17 protein-coding genes are annotated in these 20951 nt (G+C 69.2%); 8 read left to right on the top strand and 9 right to left on the bottom strand.

The window, feature by feature from the left end:
- Positions 1–10 precede the first annotated feature (10 nt).
- Positions 11–1396, bottom strand: coding sequence for a serine hydrolase domain-containing protein (locus tag AAT21_RS16360; protein ID WP_046777632.1), 1386 nt, complete (start codon positions 1394–1396; stop codon positions 11–13).
- A 9-nt stretch (positions 1397–1405) separates the two neighbouring features.
- A complete protein-coding gene (dnaB, locus tag AAT21_RS16365; RefSeq protein ID WP_030647415.1) occupies positions 1406–2869 on the bottom strand; it encodes a replicative DNA helicase in 1464 nt (487 codons plus the stop codon).
- Positions 2870–3321: 452 nt separating this feature from the next.
- On the opposite strand from dnaB, the gene AAT21_RS16370 reads away from it, so the two are divergent.
- On the top strand, positions 3322–4659 hold the full coding sequence (locus AAT21_RS16370) for an MATE family efflux transporter (protein ID WP_046777633.1): 1338 nt from the start codon (positions 3322–3324) through the stop codon (positions 4657–4659).
- 132 nt (positions 4660–4791) lie between these two features.
- Here AAT21_RS16370 and rplI read toward each other — a convergent pair whose 3' ends face one another.
- From rplI to rpsF, 4 genes are all read right to left on the bottom strand, one after another.
- Positions 4792–5238 (bottom strand): 50S ribosomal protein L9, encoded by a 447-nt coding sequence (gene rplI, locus AAT21_RS16375; RefSeq protein WP_030956813.1) that lies wholly within the window; start codon positions 5236–5238, stop codon positions 4792–4794.
- 18 nt (positions 5239–5256) lie between these two features.
- Positions 5257–5493, bottom strand: a complete 237-nt coding sequence (rpsR, locus tag AAT21_RS16380; protein WP_005315025.1) for a 30S ribosomal protein S18 — start codon at positions 5491–5493, stop codon at positions 5257–5259.
- Positions 5494–5535: 42 nt separating this feature from the next.
- Positions 5536–6123 carry a single-stranded DNA-binding protein gene (locus tag AAT21_RS16385; protein WP_046777634.1) on the bottom strand — a complete coding sequence of 196 codons (588 nt, stop codon included), beginning with the start codon at positions 6121–6123 and terminating at the stop codon, positions 5536–5538.
- A gap of 72 nt (positions 6124–6195) precedes the next feature.
- Entirely contained in the window at positions 6196–6486 is a 291-nt protein-coding gene (rpsF, locus tag AAT21_RS16390) for a 30S ribosomal protein S6 (RefSeq protein ID WP_004950685.1), read from the bottom strand.
- Positions 6487–6737: 251 nt separating this feature from the next.
- Between rpsF and AAT21_RS16395 the strand changes: the two genes are divergently transcribed.
- From AAT21_RS16395 to AAT21_RS16405, 3 genes are all read left to right on the top strand, one after another.
- A complete protein-coding gene (locus AAT21_RS16395; protein ID WP_046777635.1) occupies positions 6738–7040 on the top strand; it encodes a hypothetical protein in 303 nt (100 codons plus the stop codon).
- Positions 7041–7181: 141 nt separating this feature from the next.
- Positions 7182–8300, top strand: a complete 1119-nt coding sequence (locus AAT21_RS16400) for a lipid II:glycine glycyltransferase FemX (RefSeq protein WP_030956809.1) — start codon at positions 7182–7184, stop codon at positions 8298–8300.
- 72 nt (positions 8301–8372) lie between these two features.
- Complete coding sequence (locus AAT21_RS16405; RefSeq protein ID WP_046777636.1) at positions 8373–9404, top strand: alanine racemase; 1032 nt, start codon at positions 8373–8375, stop codon at positions 9402–9404.
- A 10-nt stretch (positions 9405–9414) separates the two neighbouring features.
- On the opposite strand, the gene AAT21_RS16410 is transcribed toward AAT21_RS16405, so the two are convergent.
- Positions 9415–10875, bottom strand: coding sequence for a glycosyltransferase family 87 protein (locus tag AAT21_RS16410; protein WP_046777637.1), 1461 nt, complete (start codon positions 10873–10875; stop codon positions 9415–9417).
- A 94-nt stretch (positions 10876–10969) separates the two neighbouring features.
- Entirely contained in the window at positions 10970–13537 is a 2568-nt protein-coding gene (locus tag AAT21_RS16415; protein WP_046777638.1) for a transglycosylase domain-containing protein, read from the bottom strand.
- Positions 13538–13812: 275 nt separating this feature from the next.
- On the opposite strand from AAT21_RS16415, the gene AAT21_RS16420 reads away from it, so the two are divergent.
- The 3 genes from AAT21_RS16420 (at position 13813) to AAT21_RS16430 (ending at position 16922) form a co-directional block, all read left to right on the top strand.
- Positions 13813–14415 carry a PadR family transcriptional regulator gene (locus AAT21_RS16420; protein ID WP_030839336.1) on the top strand — a complete coding sequence of 201 codons (603 nt, stop codon included), beginning with the start codon at positions 13813–13815 and terminating at the stop codon, positions 14413–14415.
- 49 nt (positions 14416–14464) lie between these two features.
- A complete protein-coding gene (locus tag AAT21_RS16425) occupies positions 14465–15547 on the top strand; it encodes an inositol-3-phosphate synthase (RefSeq protein WP_030956798.1) in 1083 nt (360 codons plus the stop codon).
- A 106-nt stretch (positions 15548–15653) separates the two neighbouring features.
- Entirely contained in the window at positions 15654–16922 is a 1269-nt protein-coding gene (locus tag AAT21_RS16430; protein ID WP_046777639.1) for an MFS transporter, read from the top strand.
- Positions 16923–16989: 67 nt separating this feature from the next.
- Here AAT21_RS16430 and AAT21_RS16435 read toward each other — a convergent pair whose 3' ends face one another.
- Positions 16990–18456, bottom strand: coding sequence for a CCA tRNA nucleotidyltransferase (locus tag AAT21_RS16435; protein ID WP_079025746.1), 1467 nt, complete (start codon positions 18454–18456; stop codon positions 16990–16992).
- Positions 18457–18641: 185 nt separating this feature from the next.
- On the opposite strand from AAT21_RS16435, the gene AAT21_RS16440 reads away from it, so the two are divergent.
- The gene (locus AAT21_RS16440) at positions 18642–20906 is read left to right on the top strand and encodes a DUF6049 family protein (RefSeq protein ID WP_046777641.1); all 2265 of its coding nucleotides are present in this window, start codon (positions 18642–18644) and stop codon (positions 20904–20906) included.
- Positions 20907–20951: the final 45 nt, after the last annotated feature.

Genomic DNA, 20951 nt, shown 5'->3' on the forward strand with positions numbered 1-20951 from the left:
TTCCGGGCCCTCAGCCGATCCCGCGCCAGCCCTGCGGGTCGACACCGCCGGGCACCGGGGCAGCGGCGTCGTAAGGCTCCCTCGTGAACACGAACGACGCCAGATCGAGGTGGCTCACCGAGCCGTCCTCCCGGCGGACCGCCCGCAGCGTCTCACCGGCGTAGTACCCCGACAGCCCGGTCCAGCTGCCGTCGGGCTCGGAGCGGAACCGGGCGTTGCGCCCACCCCCAGCGACCGGCCCCAGTTCCAGGGATCCGTCCGCGAGCAGCCGCACCACGTGAGCCGAAGTCCCCCAGTACCAGGGGCCGCACAGTTCGAGGGGCACCTGATCCGCGGCCGTGAACGGCCGCCACGGGCGGGGGAACGGGGGCTCCGCGTCCGCCACGATCCCGACGAGATCGACCGCCACGGCCGAGGCCGGCACCCCCGACGTGCAGTTGGCCAGCACCACGGCGGCCACGTCGTCCGTCTCACTCATCCACAGCCCCGCGACGAACCCGGGCAGCGAACCGCTGTGGCCCGCCAGCCTGCGCGCGCCCTGGGCCGTCAGCTGCATCCCCAGCCCGTAGCCGAGGTCGGAGAGGCCGGGCTCCGGGGGGGCCGCCGGGCGGCGCATCTCCCGTACGGACTCCGCGCTCAGGACCCGCTCGTCACCGCGCAGCAGGAAGGCGGCGAACCGTGCGAGGTCCCGGCTCGTGGACCACAGCTGACCGGCCGCGGCCATCAGCCCCAGGTCCTCCAGCGGTTCGGGCATCATCACGTCGGCCCACGGGTGCACCGCCCAGCCGCCGGCGTGCGGCGCCTGCGGCAGTCCGCTCGTACGGTCCAGGCCGAGGGGTTCCAGCACCTCGGCCCGCAAGGCCTCTTCCCAGGGCCTGCCGCGCAGCGCCTCCACCAGCGAACCCAGCAGGGTGTAACCGGGGTTGGAGTAATGGTGCCTGGTGCCCGGGGCTAGCTTGAAGGGCTCCTCGCCCAGCACGTCGGCAAGCTCGGGCCGCTGCGAGCCGGGGGTGCGCTCCCACCACTCGCCGGGGGTCTCCGCCGCCAGTCCGCCGGTGTGGGCAAGCAGTTGGGCGATGGTCACCTGGCCGACGGCGGTCCCCGGGAGGTGCTTGTCCAGCGGGTCGTCGAGCCTCAGCAGCCCCTCGTCACGCAGGCGCATGACGAGGACGGCGGTGAAGGTCTTGCTGATCGACCCGATCCGGTACTGGACGTTCCCGTCCGGGCCGTGCCCTTCGACGGAGGTCCGGGACCCCTCCCAGACCACCTCTCCGCCGCGCAGTACGGCCGCGACGACCGACGGGGCCCGTCCTGTGCTCTGTGCGACGGCGATCCGGTGCCTCAGCGCACGCCGGGTGGCAGGAAGCAGTTCACGGTCCTCGGCAAGCTCATCCATGATCGGATGCTATGTGTTGGCCATGTCCACGAAGCGCGAGTAGTGACCCTGGAAGGCGACCGTGATCGTCGCGGTGGGGCCGTTACGGTGCTTGGCCACGATCAGGTCGGCCTCACCGGCACGAGGTGACTCCTTCTCGTAGGCGTCCTCGCGGTGGAGCAGGATCACCATGTCGGCGTCCTGCTCGATGGAGCCCGACTCACGCAGGTCGGAGACCATCGGCTTCTTGTCGGTCCGCTGCTCCGGGCCACGGTTCAGCTGGGAGAGCGCGATCACCGGGACCTCCAGCTCCTTCGCCAGCAGCTTCAGATTTCGGGACATGTCCGAGACCTCCTGCTGTCGGCTCTCGGGCCGGCGCGAGCCACCCGACTGCATCAGCTGGAGGTAGTCGATGACCACGAGCGAGAGGTCGTTGCGCTGCTTGAGCCGACGGCACTTGGCCCGGATCTCCATCATCGACAGGTTGGGGGAATCGTCGATGTAGAGCGGGGCGGCGGAGACGTCGGGCATCCGGCGGGCCAGCCGGGTCCAGTCGTCGTCCGTCATAGTGCCCGAACGCATGTGGTGCAGCGCCACCCTGGCCTCGGCCGACAGCAGGCGCATGGCGATCTCGTTGCGCCCCATTTCGAGGGAGAAGATCACGCTGGGCAGGTTGCTCTTGATGGAGCAGGCGCGGGCGAAGTCCAGCGCGAGCGTGGACTTGCCCATGGCCGGACGTGCGGCGATGACGATCATCTGGCCCGGGTGCAGGCCGTTGGTCAGCGAGTCCAGGTCGGTGAAGCCGGTGGGCACGCCCGACATCTGCCCACTGCGCGAACCGATGGCCTCGATCTCGTCGAGGGCGCCTTCCATGATGTCGCCGAGCGGCAGGTAGTCCTCGGAGGTCCGCTGCTCGGTGACGGCGTAGATCTCGGCCTGGGCGCTGTTGACGATCTCGTCGACGTCGCCGTCGGCGGCGTAACCCATCTGCGTGATCTTCGTACCGGCGGCGACGAGGCGGCGCAGGACGGCCCGCTCGTGGACGATCTCCGCGTAGTACTCGGCGTTCGCCGCCGTAGGCACGGACTGGACCAGCGTGTGCAGGTACGAGGCCCCGCCGACCTTGCTGATCTCGCCGCGACGGGTCAGTTCGGCGCCGACCGTGATCGGGTCGGCCGGCTCGCCCTTGGCGTACAGGTCGAGGATGGCCTGGTAGATCGTCTCGTGCGAGGGCCGGTAGAAGTCGTGGCCCTTGATGACCTCGACCACGTCGGCGATGGCGTCCTTGGAGAGCAGCATGCCGCCCAGCACCGACTGCTCGGCGTCGAGGTCCTGCGGCGGGACGCGCTCGAAGCCGCCACCGCCGCCGTCCCAGGAACCGCCCTCGCGGCCCCGGTCGTGCTGCTCGTCGCCGCGGCCCCGGCCTTCGCTGTTACGGCGCGGCCGGGCGGGCAGACGGTCGCTCGGACCGCTGTCGGCCCAGGGGTCGTCCATGGGCTCGGGCATGCTCACCGGGCCGCCTCCTCCGTCCGCAAAGCGGACCTCGCCGTGCGGCTCTTTCTACGACACGGCTCTGACATTCGGGGCACCCGAATCGGCTGTCGGCGAGTCGGGCAACGCACCACGGTAGGGCCGCGAGCGGCGTCAGCCAATCTTGTTATCCACAGGCTCTGTGGATGAGATGTGGACGACGGCGCCAATGCTGTGGGTAACTCCCCCGAAGCTGTGCACGGACCGGGGGACGACGCTGTGGACAAAATCACCCGGGAGACCCGGTTACCCCACCTGACCTGGGATTTCGCCTTCCACCGAGCGTGTGGGGGAAATTTCTTCGGCGCGCTCCCGAGAACGCCTCCAACCGGGCGGGAAGAACGTCCGAGTCAGCGCAACCAGTAAGGATCCATTCGAGGTTGCGTCCATTACCTGTGGAAGATTAGATTGGGCGAATGACCCAGGCCCTCGCAGCACCCAAGGCTGGGCCGAGACGGCACGACCGAGAGATCTTCGCGCTCGCTGTCCCCGCCTTCGGCGCCCTCGTCGCCGAGCCCCTCTTCGTGATCGCCGACAGCGCCATCGTGGGACACCTCGGCACCCCCCAGCTGGCCGGCCTCGGCATCGCCGCCGCCCTGCTCACCACCGCCGTGAGCGTCTTCGTCTTCCTCGCCTACGCCACCACGGCCGCCGTTTCCCGCCGGGTCGGTGCCGGAGACCTGCAGGCAGCCATCCGGCAGGGCATGGACGGCATCTGGCTGGCCCTCCTGCTCGGCGTGGCCGTCGTCGCCGTCGTCCTGCCCGCCGCTCCCTCCCTGATCTCCCTCTTCGGCGCCTCGGACAGCGTCGCCCCGCACGCGATCACCTATCTGCGCATCTCCGCCCTCGGAATCCCGGCGATGCTCGTGGTCCTGGCCGCGACCGGTGTCATCCGCGGCCTCCAGGACACCCGCACACCCCTCTATGTCGCCATCGGCGGCTTCGCCCTCAACGCGGCACTGAACGTCGCGCTCGTCTACGGTGCGGGCCTCGGCATCGCCGGCTCCGCCTGGGGCACCGTCCTCGCCCAGTGCGCCATGGCGGCCGCCTACCTCTTCGTGGTCGTACGCGGAGCCCGTCGGCACGGAGCCTCCCTGCGTCCCGACAGCGCCGGCATCCGCGCCTGTGCCCAGGCCGGTGCTCCGCTCCTGGTCCGCACCCTGTCGCTGCGCGCCATCCTGATGATCGCGACTGCGGTGGCCGCCCGGCTCGGCGACGCCGACATCGCGGCCCACCAGATCCTGCTCTCCCTGTGGAGCCTGCTCGCCTTTGCGCTCGACGCCATCGCCATCGCCGGGCAGGCGATCATCGGCCGCTACCTGGGAGCGGGGGACGCGGAGGGCGCGAAGGCCGTCTGCCGCCGGATGGTGCAGTGGGGCATCGCCACGGGCATCGTGCTCGGCCTGCTGGTGGTCCTGGCCCGCCCCGTCTTCATTCCGCTGTTCACCAGCGACCCGGCGGTCGAGAACGCCCTGCTGTCCGCCCTGCTGGTCGTGGCCCTCTCCCAGCCCGTGTCCGGCATCGTCTTCGTGTTGGACGGGGTCCTGATGGGCGCGGGGGACGGGCCCTACCTGGCCCGGGCCATGCTCGTGACGCTTGCCGTCTTCGCTCCGGTCGCGCTGCTCGTCCCGGCCCTGGGTGGCGGTCTGACGACGCTCTGGTGGGCCATGACGCTGATGATGCTGGTCCGGATGGTCACCCTGCAGCTGCGGGCCCGCTCCGGCCGATGGGCGGTCGCGGGTGCCACCCGGTAGGTGTTTCACGTGAAACAACGCCGGGGTGGTCATGTTTCACGTGAAACATGACCACGGCCCGGGCCCGGCGCGGGGAACTCGAAACGGCGAAGGGCCGCACCCCAGCGGGGTGCGGCCCTTCGCGTGCAGCCCTTAGGCGGCGACGACCTCGATGCCCACGTTCGCGGCCACATCGCTGTGCAGACGCACGGAGACCTGGTACGAACCGAGGGTCTTGATCGGGGAGCCCAGCTCAACGCGGCGCTTGTCGACCTTCGGGCCACCGGAAGCCTCGATCGCCGTGGCGATGTCGGCCGGGGTCACGGAGCCGAAGAGACGACCGGCGTCACCCGCACGGGTGGCCAGACGGACCTTCACGCCCTCGAGCTTGGCCTTGACCTCGTTGGCCTGCTCGATGGTCGCGATCTCGTGGATCTTGCGGGCGCGGCGGATCTGCGCCACGTCCTTCTCGCCACCCTTGGTCCAGCGGATCGCGAAACCACGCGGGACCAGGTAGTTGCGAGCGTAACCGTCCTTGACGTCGACGACATCGCCGGCGGCACCGAGGCCAGAGACCTCGTGGGTCAGGATGATCTTCATTGGTCGGTCACCCTTTCCTTATCGCGCGGTGGACGTGTAGGGCAGCAGCGCCATCTCACGGCTGTTCTTCACGGCCGTGGCGACGTCACGCTGGTGCTGCGTGCAGTTGCCGGTGACGCGGCGGGCACGGATCTTGCCGCGGTCGGAAATGAACTTCCGCAGCATGTTCGTGTCCTTGTAGTCCACGTACGCGGTCTTGTCCTTGCAGAACGCGCAGACCTTCTTCTTAGGCTTGCGCACAGGCGGCTTCGCCATTGTGTCTCTCCTGTGTGATCAAGAAGTTTGGATGGAGCTGCCCTAGAAGGGCGGCTCGTCCGAGTAGCCACCGCCGGAGCCGCCGGAGCTTCCGCCCCAGCCGCCCCCGCCGCCGCCCTGCTGCTGGCCACCGGCCGGCGCGCTGGACGCCCACGGGTCGTCGGAGGGAGCTCCGCCGCCCTGCTGGCCGCCGCCGGGGGCTCCGCCCCAGCCGCCGCCACCCTGCTGCTGACCGCCGCCGCCGTATCCACCCTGGCCACCGCGACCGGTGGTCTTGGCGACCTTGGCCGTGGCGTTCTTCAGGCTGGGGCCGACTTCCTCGACGTCCAGCTCGTAGACCGTGCGCTTGACACCCTCACGGTCCTCGTACGACCGCTGCCTCAGCCGGCCCTGCACGATGACGCGCATGCCTCGCTGGAGGGACTCGGCGACGTTCTCCGCCGCCTGCCGCCACACCGAGCAGGTCAGGAACAGGCTCTCGCCGTCCTTCCACTCATTGGTCTGACGGTCGAAGGTGCGGGGGGTGGACGCGACACGGAACTTCGCGACCGCCGCACCCGAGGGGGTGAAGCGCAGCTCGGGGTCGTCGACGAGATTGCCGACGACCGTGATGACGGTCTCGCCTGCCATGGATGAACCTCTCGGCGGGGATTGCTGCTGGGCTGCTGTGCTACTCGATCCCGATTACCGCTGAACCGAAGTTCAGTGGGTCTCGGGGCGAAGGACCTTGGTCCGGAGAACCGACTCGTTCAGGTTCATCTGTCGGTCAAGCTCCTTGACGACCGCAGGCTCGGCCTGGAGGTCGATGACCGAGTAGATGCCCTCGGGCTTCTTCTTGATCTCGTAAGCGAGACGACGACGGCCCCAGGTGTCGACCTTCTCGACCTTTCCGTTGCCCTCACGGACGACGGAGAGGAAGTTCTCGATCAGCGGGGAGACAGCGCGCTCCTCGAGATCGGGGTCGAGGATGACCATCACTTCGTAGTGACGCATGTGGAACCCACCTCCTTTGGACTCAGCGGCCACGGTCGTTCCGTGGCAGGAGGGTCGTGATGCGTGAGCACGGCGTCCACAGAGCAGACACCGCGCAGCTGTACAGACTACCTGCTCGCGTCCTTCCGGTTGAAATCCGGCAGGAGAGGACCACAATCTGTATCCATCGGGTGTGCTCGGTGCTATGCCCCCCGGCCCCCTGCCGGAGGCAGCCCGCAGCACCGCCAGCTTCAGCCAGGAGGTGCCTTCCGATGGCACAGGCAATGCGGTCCCCTCAGATCTCCCTGCTCTCGACCGACGGAAAGCCCCATCCGCTGCAGGACACCCTGATGGCGGTCACTCTGACCCTCGGTGTCGTGGCGTTCGTCACGGCCTTCTTCCACAACCTGCACCTGATCAGCTCCTGGGCAGGACTGATCGGAATCCTGACCGGCGCGTACGGACAGTTCGTCTCCGTCACGACACGCGAGCGCTTCGCCCTGATCATCGGCCTTGGCGCATCTGCCATCGGCTTCTACCTCGGCATGTTCCACGGCGGTCTCTTCGGGGGCTGACCCCGCTGCCCGCGGCACCTCCTCGGCAGGGCGCCGGCCGGACTCCGGCCCAGGCCCACGGCCCGTCCCCCAGAAGGGTGGCGCCCCTGTCGCAGTAGGCTTCGCGCCATAGCCAGCGAAGCCGCCGAGGAGACGCCCCGCATGAGCCTGTCCCTGAGGACCATCAGCCGAGAGCAGCATCTGGGTTACCTCCAGAGCCTGCCCTCGGCGAGCCACTGCCAGGTCCCGGCGTGGGCCGACGTCAAGAACGAGTGGCGTTCCGAGAACCTCGGTTGGTTCAACGAGTCCGATGAACTCGTCGGAGCCGCACTCGTGCTGTACCGGCAGCTGCCCAAGGTGAAGCGCTACCTCGCTTACCTCCCCGAGGGCCCGGTCATCAACTGGTACGCCCCGAACCTGGAGGAGTGGCTCCAGCCGATGCTGGCCCACCTCAAGCAGCAGGGCGCCTTCACAGTGAAGATGGGTCCGCCCGTCGTCATCCGCCGCTGGAACTCGGCGGCCATCAAGGCCGGCATCCAGGACCCGAACGTCAAGCGCCTACGCGACGTGGAGGCCTCGGTCATCGAGCCGCGCGCCTTCGAGGTGTCCGACAAGCTGCGCCGCATGGGCTGGCAGCAGGCCGAGGACGGCGGCGCCGGCTTCGGCGACGTCCAGCCGCGCTACGTCTTCCAGGTGCCGCTCGCCAACCGCTCGCTGGACGACGTCCTCAAGGGCTTCAACCAGCTGTGGCGCCGCAACATCAAGAAGGCCGAGAAGGCCGGCGTCGAGGTCGTCCAGGGCGGCTACGACGACCTGCCGACCTGGCAGCACCTCTACGAGATCACGGCCGAGCGCGACAAGTTCCGCCCGCGCCCCCTCAGCTACTTCCAGCGCCAGTGGACGGCCCTCAACTCCGAGGACCCCAACCGGATGCGCCTGTACATCGCCACGCACGAGGGGGAGCCGCTGGCCGCCGCCACGATGCTCACCGTCGGCCAGCACGTCTGGTACTCGTACGGCGCCTCCGCCAACCACAAGCGTGAGGTCCGGCCCTCGAACGCGATGCAGTGGCGGATGCTGCGCGACGCGTACGCGCTCGGTGCGAGCGTCTACGACCTGCGCGGAATCTCTGACACGCTGGACGAGAACGACCACCTGTTCGGTTTGATCCAGTTCAAGGTCGGTACCGGCGGCGAAGCCGTGGAGTACGTCGGCGAGTGGGACTTCCCGCTGAACAAGGTGCTGCACAAGGCGCTCGACATCTACATGTCGCGTCGCTGACCCCGATCCACCCGTTTTCCCCACACAGTCCCGCTGCACCGCGCAGCTTCATCGGAGAGGTTCCGGACGGGCATGGCGCTCACGCTCTACGTCGACACCGCGCGCTGGCGTGCGCACCAGAAGCAGGTCCAGGACCAGTTCCCCGGGATGATCCCGGTCTGCAAGGGCAACGGCTACGGCTTCGGCCACGAGCGGCTGTGCGAGGAGGCGACCCGGATGGGCGCCGACGTGCTCGCGGTCGGCACGACGTACGAGGCCGCCAGCATCAAGGACTGGTTCGGCGGCGACCTGCTCGTCCTCACCCCGTTCCGCCGGGGTGAGGAGCCTGTGCCGCTGCCGGACCGGGTCATCCGCTCGGTGTCCTCGCTGGAAGGCGTCCGCAGCCTGGTCGGCGCCCGCATGGTCATCGAGTGCATGAGCTCGATGCGCCGCCACGGCATCTCCGAGCAGGACCTGGGCCAGCTGCACGGCGCGATCGAGGACGTACGGCTGGAGGGCTTCGCCCTGCACCTGCCGCTGGACCGCCCGGACGGCTCGGACGCCGTGGAGGAGGTCATCGGCTGGATGGACCGGCTGCGCGCGGCCCGGCTGCCGCTGCACACCATGTTCGTCAGCCACCTGCGGGCCGAGGAGCTGGCGCGGCTCCAGCAGCAGTTCCCCCAGACCCGCTTCCGGGCCCGGATCGGCACCCGGCTGTGGCTGGGCGACCACGAGGCGACCGAGTACCGCGGCTCGGTGCTCGACGTCACCCGTGTGGCCAAGGGCGACCGGTTCGGCTACCGCCAGCAGAAGGCCGCCTCGGACGGCTGGCTGGTCGTGGTCGCCGGCGGTACCTCGCACGGTGTCGGTCTGGAGGCCCCGAAGGCGCTGCACGGTGTGATGCCGCGCGCCAAGGGGGTCGCCCGGGCCGGCCTGGCCACGGTCAACAGGAACCTGTCGCCGTTCGTGTGGGCGGGCAAGCAGCGCTGGTTCGCCGAGCCGCCGCACATGCAGGTGTCGATCCTGTTCGTGCCGGCCGACGCGGCCGAGCCGAAGGTCGGCGACGAGCTGGTCGCGCACCTGCGGCACACCACCACGCAGTTCGACCGGCTGCTCGACTCCTGAACCGTCCCGGTCAGTTCCCGGGGCCGGCACCCCAGTCGACCCGCTGTCCCTCCGAGGGCGTCGCGTACCGCGGCGCCCTCGCTGCGTCCGACAGCACGAACACGTCCTCGGCGCCGTCCAGGACGCCGCCGGAGGGGTCGTCCGAGCCGTCCCGGCGGACGACGTCGTGCTCCGGGTGCAGGATGTCGCGGACGACGACGGCGCACAGGTACAGCGTGGCCAGCAGGTGGGCGGCGATCGCCAGCTGGTAGCCCTCCACGGGCAGCCCCTGGTGCTTGTCGCCGCTGTTGATGTAGGCGAGGTAGAACCAGATGCCGAGGTAGTAGACGACCTCGCCGGCCTGCCAGATCAGGAAGTCCCGCCAGCGCGGCCGGGCCAGCGCGGCGAGCGGGATCAGCCACAGCACGTACTGCGGTGAGTAGACCTTGTTGCAGAGGATGAAGGCCGCGACGACCAGGAAGGCGAGCTGGGCGAAGCGGGGGCGGCGAGGGGCGGTCAGGGTGAGCAGTCCGATGGCCCCGCACAGCAGGAGCGTCAGCCCGGTCGCATACGTGTTGGCGTCGTGCAGGGGGTTGCCCGAGCGCTGGGAGATCAGCAGCCATACGGAGCCGAAGTCGATGGGCCGCTCCTGGCTGAAGGTGTAGAACTTCGTCCAGCCCTCCCAGGCGAACAGCATGACGGGCAGGTTCGCCACGAGCCAGGCGCCGGCCGCGCCCAGGGCCGCACCGCCGAAGGCACGCCACCTGCCGGCCCGCCAGCACAGGACGAACAGGACCCCGAGGAGCAGGACGGGGTAGAGCTTCGCCGCGGTCGCCAGACCGATGAGGACCCCGAAGAGGACCGTCCGCCCCCGGGACCACATGAGCATCCCGGCCGCGGTCAGGGCGATGGCCAGCAGGTCCCAGTTGATCGTCGCCGTGAGGGCGAAGGCGGGCGCGAGGGCGAAGAGCAGGGCGTCCCAGGGCCGGCGGCGGTGGGTGCGGGCGACGCACACGGCGATGACCGCGGCGCAGGCCATCAGCATGCCGGCGTTGACCATCCAGTACATCTGCTCGCGGTGCTGCATGGAGCCGCTGCCGGGGGTCAGCCAGGAGGCGATCTCCATGAAGAGACCGGTGAGCACCGGGTACTCCAGGTACTCCATGTCGCCGGGAATCCGGTCGAAGTAGGGCGTGAGGTTGTCGGCGAAGCCGCGGACCGCGTACAGGTGCGGGATGTCGGAGTAGCACGCGTGGGTGTACTGCGAGGTCGCGCCCTGGAACCACGCCCAGTTGTAGCAGGGCACCTTCTGCACCATGCCGAGCGCGAACATGCCGATGGCGATGAGGGCCACGACGCGCACCGGCCCCAGCCAGTGTCCGCCGAGGCGGGCGTAGCGGCCGATCGGGCCGCCGATGAGCTCGCTGCCGGCTGCGGCGACCTCGTCCTGCTGCGTGGGCCGTACGGGACGGTCCTCGTGCACCTTCGTCATGGGGGTCATCCTGCCGTACGGGGCCCGGCACGGGGGAAGGCCGCCGCACGACGGGTGCGACGGCCTTCCTCGGTCCTCGGGGCGGTGGAGTGGGTCAGTCCTGTGCCGTGCCGGTGGTGGATCCGGTCAGGCCGCCCGGACGGCCCGGCCGGCCGGTGGGCGACGGGGACGGCGATCCGCTGGGTCCGCCGATGATCCCGGTCGTGGTTCCGCTGTCCGTGCCTCCGTCGGTGGTCCCGCGCGTGGTGTCCGGGTCGCAGTACAGCTCCCACGGCTTGCACGGCCGGCCGCCCTTGGAGGGCGTCGGGGACGGCGGCGGGCTGCTCGGCGGGAGCGAGGACGGGGACTGGGACGGCGTCACGGGTGCCGTGGGCGTGGGGGAGGGGGCGCCGGCGGAGTCGGCCGTGACACCGATGTCCTCGGCCTCCGGGAAGTCCTTGACCGGGGTGCCCTTGAGGGCCTGGCCCATGTACTCGGTCCAGATCTCGGCCGGGATGTCACCACCGTGGAGGGAGGGGATGTCGCCCACGCCCTTCATGGAGATCAGCTTCTTCTCGGCCGAGTTGGGGTCGGTACGGAAGAGGACCACGGAGGTGGACAGTTCCGGGGTGTAGCCGACGAACCACGCCGACTTGTTCTCGTCGGTGGTGCCGGTCTTGCCCGCCGCGGGCCGGCCCAGCTTCTTGGCCTTCTTGCCGGTGCCGTTCTCGATGACGTTCTCCAGCACCTTGGTGACGTTGTCCGCGACCGCGTTGTCCATGGCCCGCTGGTCCTTGGGGGGCTCGAAGCCGGACAGCTTCTCGCCGTTCTTCTCGACCGCGGTCACGGAGTACGGCTCGCGGTGCATGCCGGACGCGGCGAAGGTGGCGTAGGAGTCGGCCATGCGGATGGCGCTGGGGGTGGAGGTGCCCAGGGCGAAGGAGGCGTCGTTGTTCGGGTTGATCGACTCCTCGAGAATGCCCGTGGCCTTCGCCACGTTCTTGACCTTGTCGTGGCCGACGTCGAAGACGAGCTGGGCGAACGGGACGTTGATGGACTTCTCCATCGCCTCGTTGAGGGTCACGTACCCGAAGGCGGTCGGGCTCTCGTTCTTCTGCCGGAACGGGTTGCCCGAGGAGTCGCGCAGCGGCTTGCCCTCACGGTTGTTGATCACCGTGAGGTCGTTCGCCTGGTACTTGCTGTCGACCGAGATGCCCTTGCCGTTGGAGTTCTGGGTGCCGTACTCCATGGCCGCCGCCAGCACGTACGGCTTCCAGGTCGAGCCGACGGGGACACCGCTGGTGTTGGCGTTGTTGCTGAAGTACTTCTTGTCCCAGCCCGGGCCGCCGTACAGGGCCACGAGCGCGCCGGTCTTCACGTCCACGGAGGCCGCGCCGAACTGTACGAAGGTGTCGGTGTCGGGGCGCTTCTTCTCGTCGATCAGCCCGGCGCGGATGTCCTCGACGGCCTTCGTCATCGCGTCCACCTTGGGCTTCTCGAAGGTGGTCTTGATCCGGTAGCCGCCCATGGCCATCTGCTCGGCGGTGATGCCCTTGGTCTTCATCACGTACGCCTTGGCCGTGTCGACCAGGTAGCCGATCTGACCGGTCATGCCGCGGGCCTGCTCCGACTCGACGCGCGCCGGGAACTCCGTGTACTTCGCCCGCTCCGCCGGGTCCATGCGGCCCACCTCGACCTCGCGGTCCAGCACCCAGGCCCAGCGCTTACGGGCCCGGTCCTCGTTGAGTTCGGGGGTGGCGGCGGCACCGATGCCGCCGTCCGGGTTGTAGAGGTTGGGGCCCTTGAGCACGGCGGCGAGGAACGCGCACTCGGAGGGGTTCAGGTCCTGGCTGTCCTTGCCGAAGTAGGCGCGGGCCGCGGCCTGGATGCCGTAGGCGTCCCGCCCGTAGTAGGCGGTGTTGAGGTAGCCGGCGAGGACCGTGTCCTTCTCCTCCGTGACACCCAGCCTTATGGCGATGAAGAGCTCGGTGACCTTGCGCTTGAGCGTCTGGTCGGAGTCCAGGTAGGTGTTCTTCACGTACTGCTGGGTGATGGTCGAGCCGCCCTGGGTGGAGCCGCCCGTGCCCATGTTCCACACGGCGCGGGCGATGCCCATCGGGTCCACGCCCTTGTCGGTCTCGAAGGATTCGTTCTCCGCCGCGATCACGGCGTCCCTCATCGACCGGGGGATGCTCGAGATGGGAACGATCTGCCGGTTCATCGAACCGCCCGTCGCCACCATCTGGCTGCCGTCGGCCCAGTAGAAGACGTTGTTCTGCGCCTGGGCCGCTTTGTTGGGGTCGGGCGTGCTCACCATGGCGATACCGATGCCCGTACCGGCGACGATGACCGAGAAGAAGCCCAGGGCGGTGCCGGAGACCAGCTTCCAGGAGGGCACGAAGCGCTTCCAGCCGTCCCGGTCGGACCGCGGGTAGTTGATCAGCCGCTTGTCCGGGCCGCCGGCGCCTCCTCTGCCACGGCCCGAGGATCCTCTCTGCGCGGCCCGGCGGGCATCGGCGCGACTGCCCTGGGCGGGCTGCTGTGCGTAGGGGCCGCTGTGTGACGCGGTGGGGACGTCACGTCCGGCCGGGGCACCCCTGCCGGGGCGCGGCGGGGCGGCGCGGCGGGCGGAGGCCCGCCCCCCGCCCTGGGGCTGCGGCGGTTTGCGGCGGTGCTCGCTCATCGAACGACTACTCCTCGGGCAGGCGAGTGGCCTGGAAGCGGCAGATGAATTCCGGTTCCCCCCGGTGTCATGGCGCACAGACTACGCACGCTCAAAACCCGACCAGTGCCGAAGTTCACCCCAAATCAGGCAACCTGCCTGGTGCGAACCGGTGATGTGATGCCGGTCACCATGTCTCCCCTTGTCGATGAAGGCGGCCCGTTCTATCGTCTGGATGTATCGAGCCGATACATCAGCTCGACATAAAGACTCAGGGGTGGAGGAGAGGCAGGCGGATGAGCAGACGCTCCGGCATCCTCGAGTTCGCCGTCCTCGGGCTGCTCCGCGAATCCCCCATGCACGGTTACGAGCTGCGCAAGCGGCTCAACACCTCGCTGGGAGTGTTCAGGGCCTTCAGCTACGGGACGCTCTACCCCTGCCTCAAGACACTCGTCGCCAACGGCTGGTTGATCGAAGAACCGGGCAACGCCCCGGAAGACGCTCTCGCCGCTTCACTCGCAGGGCGCCGCGCCAAGATCGTCTACCGGTTGACGGCCGCGGGTAAGGAGCGCTTCGAGGAGCTCCTCTCCCACACGGGCCCCGAGACCTGGGAGGACGAGTCCTTCGCCGCCCGCTTCGCCTTCTTCGGCCAGACCGAACGAGACGTGCGCATGCGGGTGCTGGAGGGCCGCCGCAGCCGGCTGGAGGAGCGCCTGGAGAAGATGCGCGCCTCCCTCGCCCGAACGCGGGAGCGCCTCGACGACTACACGCTTGAGCTGCAGCGGCACGGCATGGAGTCCGTGGAGCGCGAAGTGCGCTGGCTGAACGAGCTCATCGAGAGTGAGCGGGCGGGACGGGATCGGCGACGATCAGGTCCGTCCGACGAAACCGAAAAATGAGGACTGCATTGTGCAGACCTCGTCCGAGAACAAACAGGGAGCAACCGGAATGGGTTCGGTTCGCGTAGCCATCGTCGGCGTGGGCAACTGCGCCGCCTCGCTGGTGCAGGGCGTCGAGTACTACAAGGACGCCGACCCGGCGTCCAAGGTCCCCGGGCTGATGCACGTCCAGTTCGGCGACTACCACGTGCGTGACATCGAGTTCGTCGCCGCGTTCGACGTCGACGCGAAGAAGGTCGGCCTCGACCTTTCGGACGCCATCGGCGCCAGCGAGAACAACACCATCAAGATCTGCGACGTCCCGAACGCCGGTGTGACCGTTCAGCGCGGCCACACCTACGACGGTCTGGGCAAGTACTACCGCCAGACGATCGAGGAGTCCGCCGAGGCCCCGGTCGACGTCGTCCAGGTCCTCAAGGACCGTGAGGTCGACGTCCTGATCTGCTACCTGCCGGTCGGTTCCGAGGACGCGGCGAAGTTCTACGCGCAGTGCGCCATCGACGCCAAGGTCGCCTTCGTCAACGCCCTCCCGGTCTTCATCGCCGGCACCAAGGAGTGGGCCGACAAGTTCACCGAGGCCGGTGTCCCGATCGTCGGCGACGACATCAAGTCCCAGGTCGGCGCCACCATCACGCACCGCGTGATGGCAAAGCTGTTCGAGGACCGCGGTGTCCGTCTCGAGCGCACCATGCAGCTCAACGTCGGCGGCAACATGGACTTCAAGAACATGCTCGAGCGCGACCGCCTCGAGTCGAAGAAGATCTCCAAGACCCAGGCCGTCACCTCGCAGATCCCCGACCGCGAGCTGGGCGAGAAGAACGTCCACATCGGCCCGTCCGACTACGTCGCGTGGCTCGACGACCGCAAGTGGGCCTACGTCCGCCTCGAGGGCCGCGCCTTCGGTGACGTCCCGCTGAACCTGGAGTACAAGCTCGAGGTGTGGGACTCCCCGAACTCCGCCGGTGTCATCATCGACGCCCTGCGCGCCGCGAAGATCGCCAAGGACCGCGGCATCGGCGGCCCGATCCTGTCGGCGTCCAGCTACTTCATGAAGTCCCCGCCGGTCCAGTACTTCGACGACGAGGCCCTGGCCAACGTCGAGAAGTTCATCAAGGGCGAGGTCGAGCGCTAGTCGAAGCCCCGCGAGTCCTGTCGACACCTGGACTTCGGCTGTTCTTCCGCGGAGGGTCCCCGGGCAATGTGCCCGGGGACCCTCCGCGTATGTGACCCTTTCCCTCATGCCTGTCGTACGTGATCTGCGCGTACTCCTGCGCCTGAGGGACTTCCGCAACCTGCTCGCCGTACGGCTGCTCTCCCAGGCGGCGGACGGCGTGTACCAGGTCGCGCTCGCCACCTATGTCGTCTTCTCCCCCGAGAAGCAGACCTCGCCGGCGGCCATCGCCTCGGCCATGGCGGTCCTGCTGCTCCCCTACTCGGTGATCGGCCCCTTCGCCGGTGTGCTCCTCGACCGCTGGCGCCGTCGTCAGGTCTTCCTCTACGGCAATCTGCTGCGGGCCTTCCTCGCCTGCATCACCGCGGTGCTGATCGTCGCCCACGTTCCCGACTGGCTGTTCTACGCCTCGGCGCTGTCCGTGACCGCCGTGAACCGCTTCGTGCTGGCCGGGCTGGCCGCCTCGCTGCCTCACGTCGTCGGAGCCGATCAGCTGGTCACCGCGAACGCGCTCTCCCCCACCGCGGGGACCCTCGCGGCCGTGGCCGGCGGAGGACTGGCCTTCCTCGTCCGGCTGCTGGCGTCCGGCTCCAACGCCCTCGTCGTCCTGCTCGGGGCCTGTCTCTATCTGTGTGCGGCCCTCGTCTCCCTGCGGCTGGCCATCGGGCTGCTCGGTCCCGACCACTCCGCGGGGCAGGCCCACCCGTCGGTGGCCCAAGGCATCGCCCTCACCGTGCGGGGCATGACCGAAGGCCTCCGCCACCTCGCCTCCCGGCGCCGGGCGGCCTGGGCACTCACCGCGATGACCATGATGAGGTTCTGCTACGGGGCCCTGTTCGTCATGCTGCTGATGCTCTGCCGCTACGCCTGGTCGGACAACGAGGCCGAGGGGCTCGCCCTCCTGGGCATCGCGGTCGGCACCTCCGGAGCGGGATTCTTCGCGGCCGCCGTCGTGACCCCGTGGCTGGTGGGGCGGCTGGGCACCCTCGGCTGGATCACCGCCTGCGCCGCGGGCTCCGCTGTCCTGGTGCCGGCCCTCGGCCTGTTCTTCGCCCCAGGGCCGATGCTGGTCGCCGCGTTCGTCCTGGGTCTCGCCACCCAGGGCGCCAAGATCTCCACCGACACCGAACTGCAGTCCCGGGTGGACGACGACTACCGCGGCCGGGTGTTCTCCGTCTACGACGTGCTGTTCAACGTCGCCTTCGTCGGGGCGGCGGCGGTGGCCGCTCTCATGCTCCCCCCGGACGGGCGGTCCGTGGTCCTGCTCGCCTGTGTGTCCGTCCTCTACGCCCTGACCGCGGTACTCCTCGGCCGACGCAGCCGATGTTTCACGTGAAACATCGCCGATGCCCGTGGGCGCCGTGCCGATGTTTCACGTGAAACATCGGCACGGCGCCCACGGGTCAGCCTTGGGCCGCCCACCACTCCTTGAGGGCGGCGACGGCGGCGTCATGCTCCATCGGGCCGTTCTCCAGCCGCATCTCCAGCAAGAAGGCGTAGGCCTTCCCGATCACCGGCCCGGGGCCCACGTCCAGGACGCGCATGATCTCGTTGCCGTCGAGGTCGGGCCGGATCGCGTCCAGCTCCTCCTGCTCCTGAAGCTGTGCGATCCGCTCCTCCAGCCCGTCGTAGGTGCGGGAGAGCGCGTTGGCCTTGCGCTTGTTGCGCGTGGTGCAGTCGGACCGGGTCAGCTTGTGCAGGCGGTCCAGCAGCGGGCCGGCGTCGCGGACGTAGCGCCGCACCGCGGAGTCCGTCCACTCACCGTCTCCGTAGCCGTGGAAGCGCAGGTGCAGCTCGACCAGCCGGGACACATCCTTGACCATGTCGTTGGAGTACTTCAGCGCGGTCAGCCGCTTCTTGGTCATCTTCGCGCCCACCACCTCGTGGTGGTGGAAGGAGACCCTGCCGTCGCTCTCGAAGCGCCGGGTGCGGGGCTTACCGATGTCGTGCAGCAGGGCAGCGAGCCGCAGCACGAGGTCCGGGCCGTCCTCCTCCAGCGCGATCGCCTGCTCCAGCACGATCAGCGAGTGGTCGTAGACGTCCTTGTGCCGGTGGTGCTCGTCACTCTCCAGCCGCAGAGCCGGCAGTTCGGGCAGCACCCGGTCGGCCAGCCCGGTGTCCACCAGCAGTCCCAGACCCCGGCGCGGGTTGGCGGAGAGGATCAGTTTGTTCAGCTCGCCCTGGACCCGCTCGGCCGAGACGATCTCGATCCGTTCGGACATCGCCTTCATCGCGGCCACGACCTCCGGGGCGACCTCGAAGTCCAGCTGCGCCGAGAAGCGCGCCGCCCGCAGCATCCGCAGGGGATCGTCGGAGAAGGAGTCCTCAGGGGTTCCCGGGGTCCGCAGCACGCCCGCGGCCAGGTCGTCCAGGCCACCGTGCGGGTCGATGAACTCCTGCTCGGGCAGGGCCAGGGCCATCGCGTTGACCGTGAAGTCACGGCGCACGAGGTCCTCGTCGATCGAGTCGCCGTAGGACACCTCCGGCTTGCGCGACGTGCGGTCGTAGGCCTCCGAGCGGTACGTCGTCACCTCGATCTGGAAGTTCCGCACGACGTCCCCGACGCGCGCGTTCTTCTGGGCCCCGACGGTGCCGAAGGCGATGCCGACGTCCCAGACCGAGTCGGCCCACGGCCGGACGATCTTCAGAACATCCTCGGGGCGGGCGTCGGTCGTGAAGTCGAGATCGTTGCCGAGACGCCCGAGCAGCGCATCGCGGACGGACCCGCCGACCAGAGCGAGGCGGAAGCCCGCCTCCTGGAACCGGCGGCCGAGCTCGTCGGCGACAGGAGCGACCCGCAGCAGTTCACTGACCGCGCGGCGCTGCACCTGACTCAGGGCACTGGGGTTGTCTTCGTTGGCGTTCGGCACAACAGAAAAGGGTACGTGCCCAACCCACCCGGGACCGCCCCGTTTATCGGCGCCCCCGGCACCCGGCCGCCGCGCGGCCGGCCGATCATGTGGAGCAAGGGGCGGCACTCGCACACAGCGCACCTCGTTACCATTCGTGGACGCACAAAAGACGACCACTGACACTTCTAGGGACGGGCTAGCGCGTGGCCGAGGCGGCAGACATCCAAGGGGCCTCCCCCGCCCCTGTCCGGCGCCGATGGCTGCGGCGCGCGATCGTCCTGCTCGCCGGGACCCCCGTGCTGGCCGCTCTCGTCTACGCCCCCGCCCCACAGGCCGAGGCCGCGCAGGCCTCCTCCGTCGACGTCCAGCTTGTCTCCATGGCCCCGACCGCCCCGGTGAAGGGCGACACCCTCACCATCCAGGGCACCGTGGTCAACACCGGCTCCGAGACGATCACTGACGCCCACGTGGGGCTGCGGGTCGGACCCGCGCTCACGGACCGGTCGTCCATCGACGAGACGGCGGACCGTAACGGCTTCCGGGCCGGCACCGACCCCGGCGAGATCGACTCGGCCTACGCCGTGAAGATCGCCTCCCTGCCGTCGAAGGTCACCCACAACTTCACCCTCACCGTCCCGGTGAACAAGCTCGAGCTCGACAAGGACGGCGTCTACCAGCTCGGGGTCTCCCTGTCCGGGGTGACCGACAGCCGGCCGTCCGAGCAGGTGCTGGGCATCAAGCGGACCTTCCTGCCCTGGCAGCCCGAGGCCGCCGCCAAGCGCTCGCAGCTCACCTACGTATGGCCATTGATCTCCACCACCCGCGTCACGGCCGAGACCGGATCGGACGAACTCCAGACGCCGGTCTTTCTCGACGACTCCCTCTCCGAGGAGATCAAGCCCGGCGGCCGCCTGGAACAGATGGTCACGCTCGGCAAGGACCTGCCGGTCACCTGGGTCATCGATCCCGACCTGCTCTACACGGTCGACGCGATGACCAAGGGCTACCGGGTCCGCACCCCCAACGGGAAGTCCGTCCAGGGGAAGAACAAGGCCGTCGCCGAACAGTGGCTGAACTCACTGGAGGCGGCCGTCCAGGGCAAGAAGGTCGTCGCCCTGCCCTTTGCCGACCCCGACCTCGCCTCCCTGGCACACCACGGCAAGGACGTCTCGGGCACCCTGGGGCAGCTCCGCCCGGCCACCGACAAGGCCAAGGCAGCCGTCCAGACCGTCCTGCACGTCCCCGCGTCCACCGACTTCTCCTGGCCCGTGAACGGCGCCATCGACCCGGCCATCGTCAACGTGGCCACCTCGGCCGGCGCCCACAACGTCCTGACCCGCAGCGACAGCCTCGTGGAGAGCGGCGCCCTCGGCTACACGCCGTCGGCCGCCCGCCCCATCGGGGCCGGCACCACCGCCGTCGTGGCGGACGCCGAGCTGTCCACCGCGTTCGAGGGCGACATGCTGAACGCCGGCAGCTCCACGCTCGCCGTGCAGCGGTTCCTCGCCCACAGCCTCGCCCTGAACCTGCAGAAGACCGACGAACAGCGCAGCTTCGTCGTGGCCCCGCAGCGGATGCCGACCGTCAGCCAGGCGCAGACGATGGCCGCCGCCGTACGGGGCCTCCAGGGGGGCCGCTGGACGCAGCCCGCGGACCTCGAAGCGGCCGCCGCCGCCAAGCCCGACCCCGGCGCCGCCACCCAGGTGCCGGGCGCCGGCCAGTACCCGGAGGACCTGCGCAAGCAGGAGCTGCCGGTGTCGGCCTTCGAGAAGATCCGCACCACCCAGAACACTCTCGACCATTTCAAGGTGATCCTCGCCGCACCCGACCGCGTGGAGATCCCCTTCGGCAACACGATCAACCGGGAGATGTCGACCTCCTGGCGAGGACGTCCCGACGAGGCCCGCCTCTACCGGGACCAGGTGCAGGAATACCTGATGGGTCTCACCGAGAAGGTCAAGGTCATCCCCAAGTCCGACGCCACCCTGTCCGGACACAGCGCCACCATCCCGGTCAGCGTCCAGAACAGCCTCGTGCAGGACGTGCACGACCTGGTCCTGCGGGTGAAGTCCGCCAACCCGTCCCGCCTGATGTTCGGCGACAGCGGCCAGGCGGAGCAGCAGGTCACCGTGCAGGGCGACCACACCCAGACGGTGAAGTTCCCGGCCAACGCCACCGCGAGCGGACCCGTCGAGGTCACCGCGCAGCTCTTCACCAAGGACGGCATCCCCTACGGCAAGGAACGCCGGTTCACCGTGGAGGCCACCGAGATCACCCCCACCGTGATGCTCGTGATCGCCGGCGGTGTGCTCCTCCTGGTTCTGGCAGGCATCAAGATGTACGCCAGTCGCAAGCGTGTCGCAGCCCGCGCCGCCGCCGAGGAGAGCGAGCAGCCGAGTGACGAGTCCCCGGACACCGAACCGCAAAGCACCGAGGGGTCCGGCACGAGTGAGACAGTGGACCGTTGAGCGATGCCGTGGCCGGTCGGCCTGGGGACGATGAGGTGGGGTTTC

It is taken from the genome of Streptomyces yangpuensis, assembly GCF_001005295.1.
Lineage (GTDB): Bacteria > Actinomycetota > Actinomycetes > Streptomycetales > Streptomycetaceae > Streptomyces > Streptomyces yangpuensis.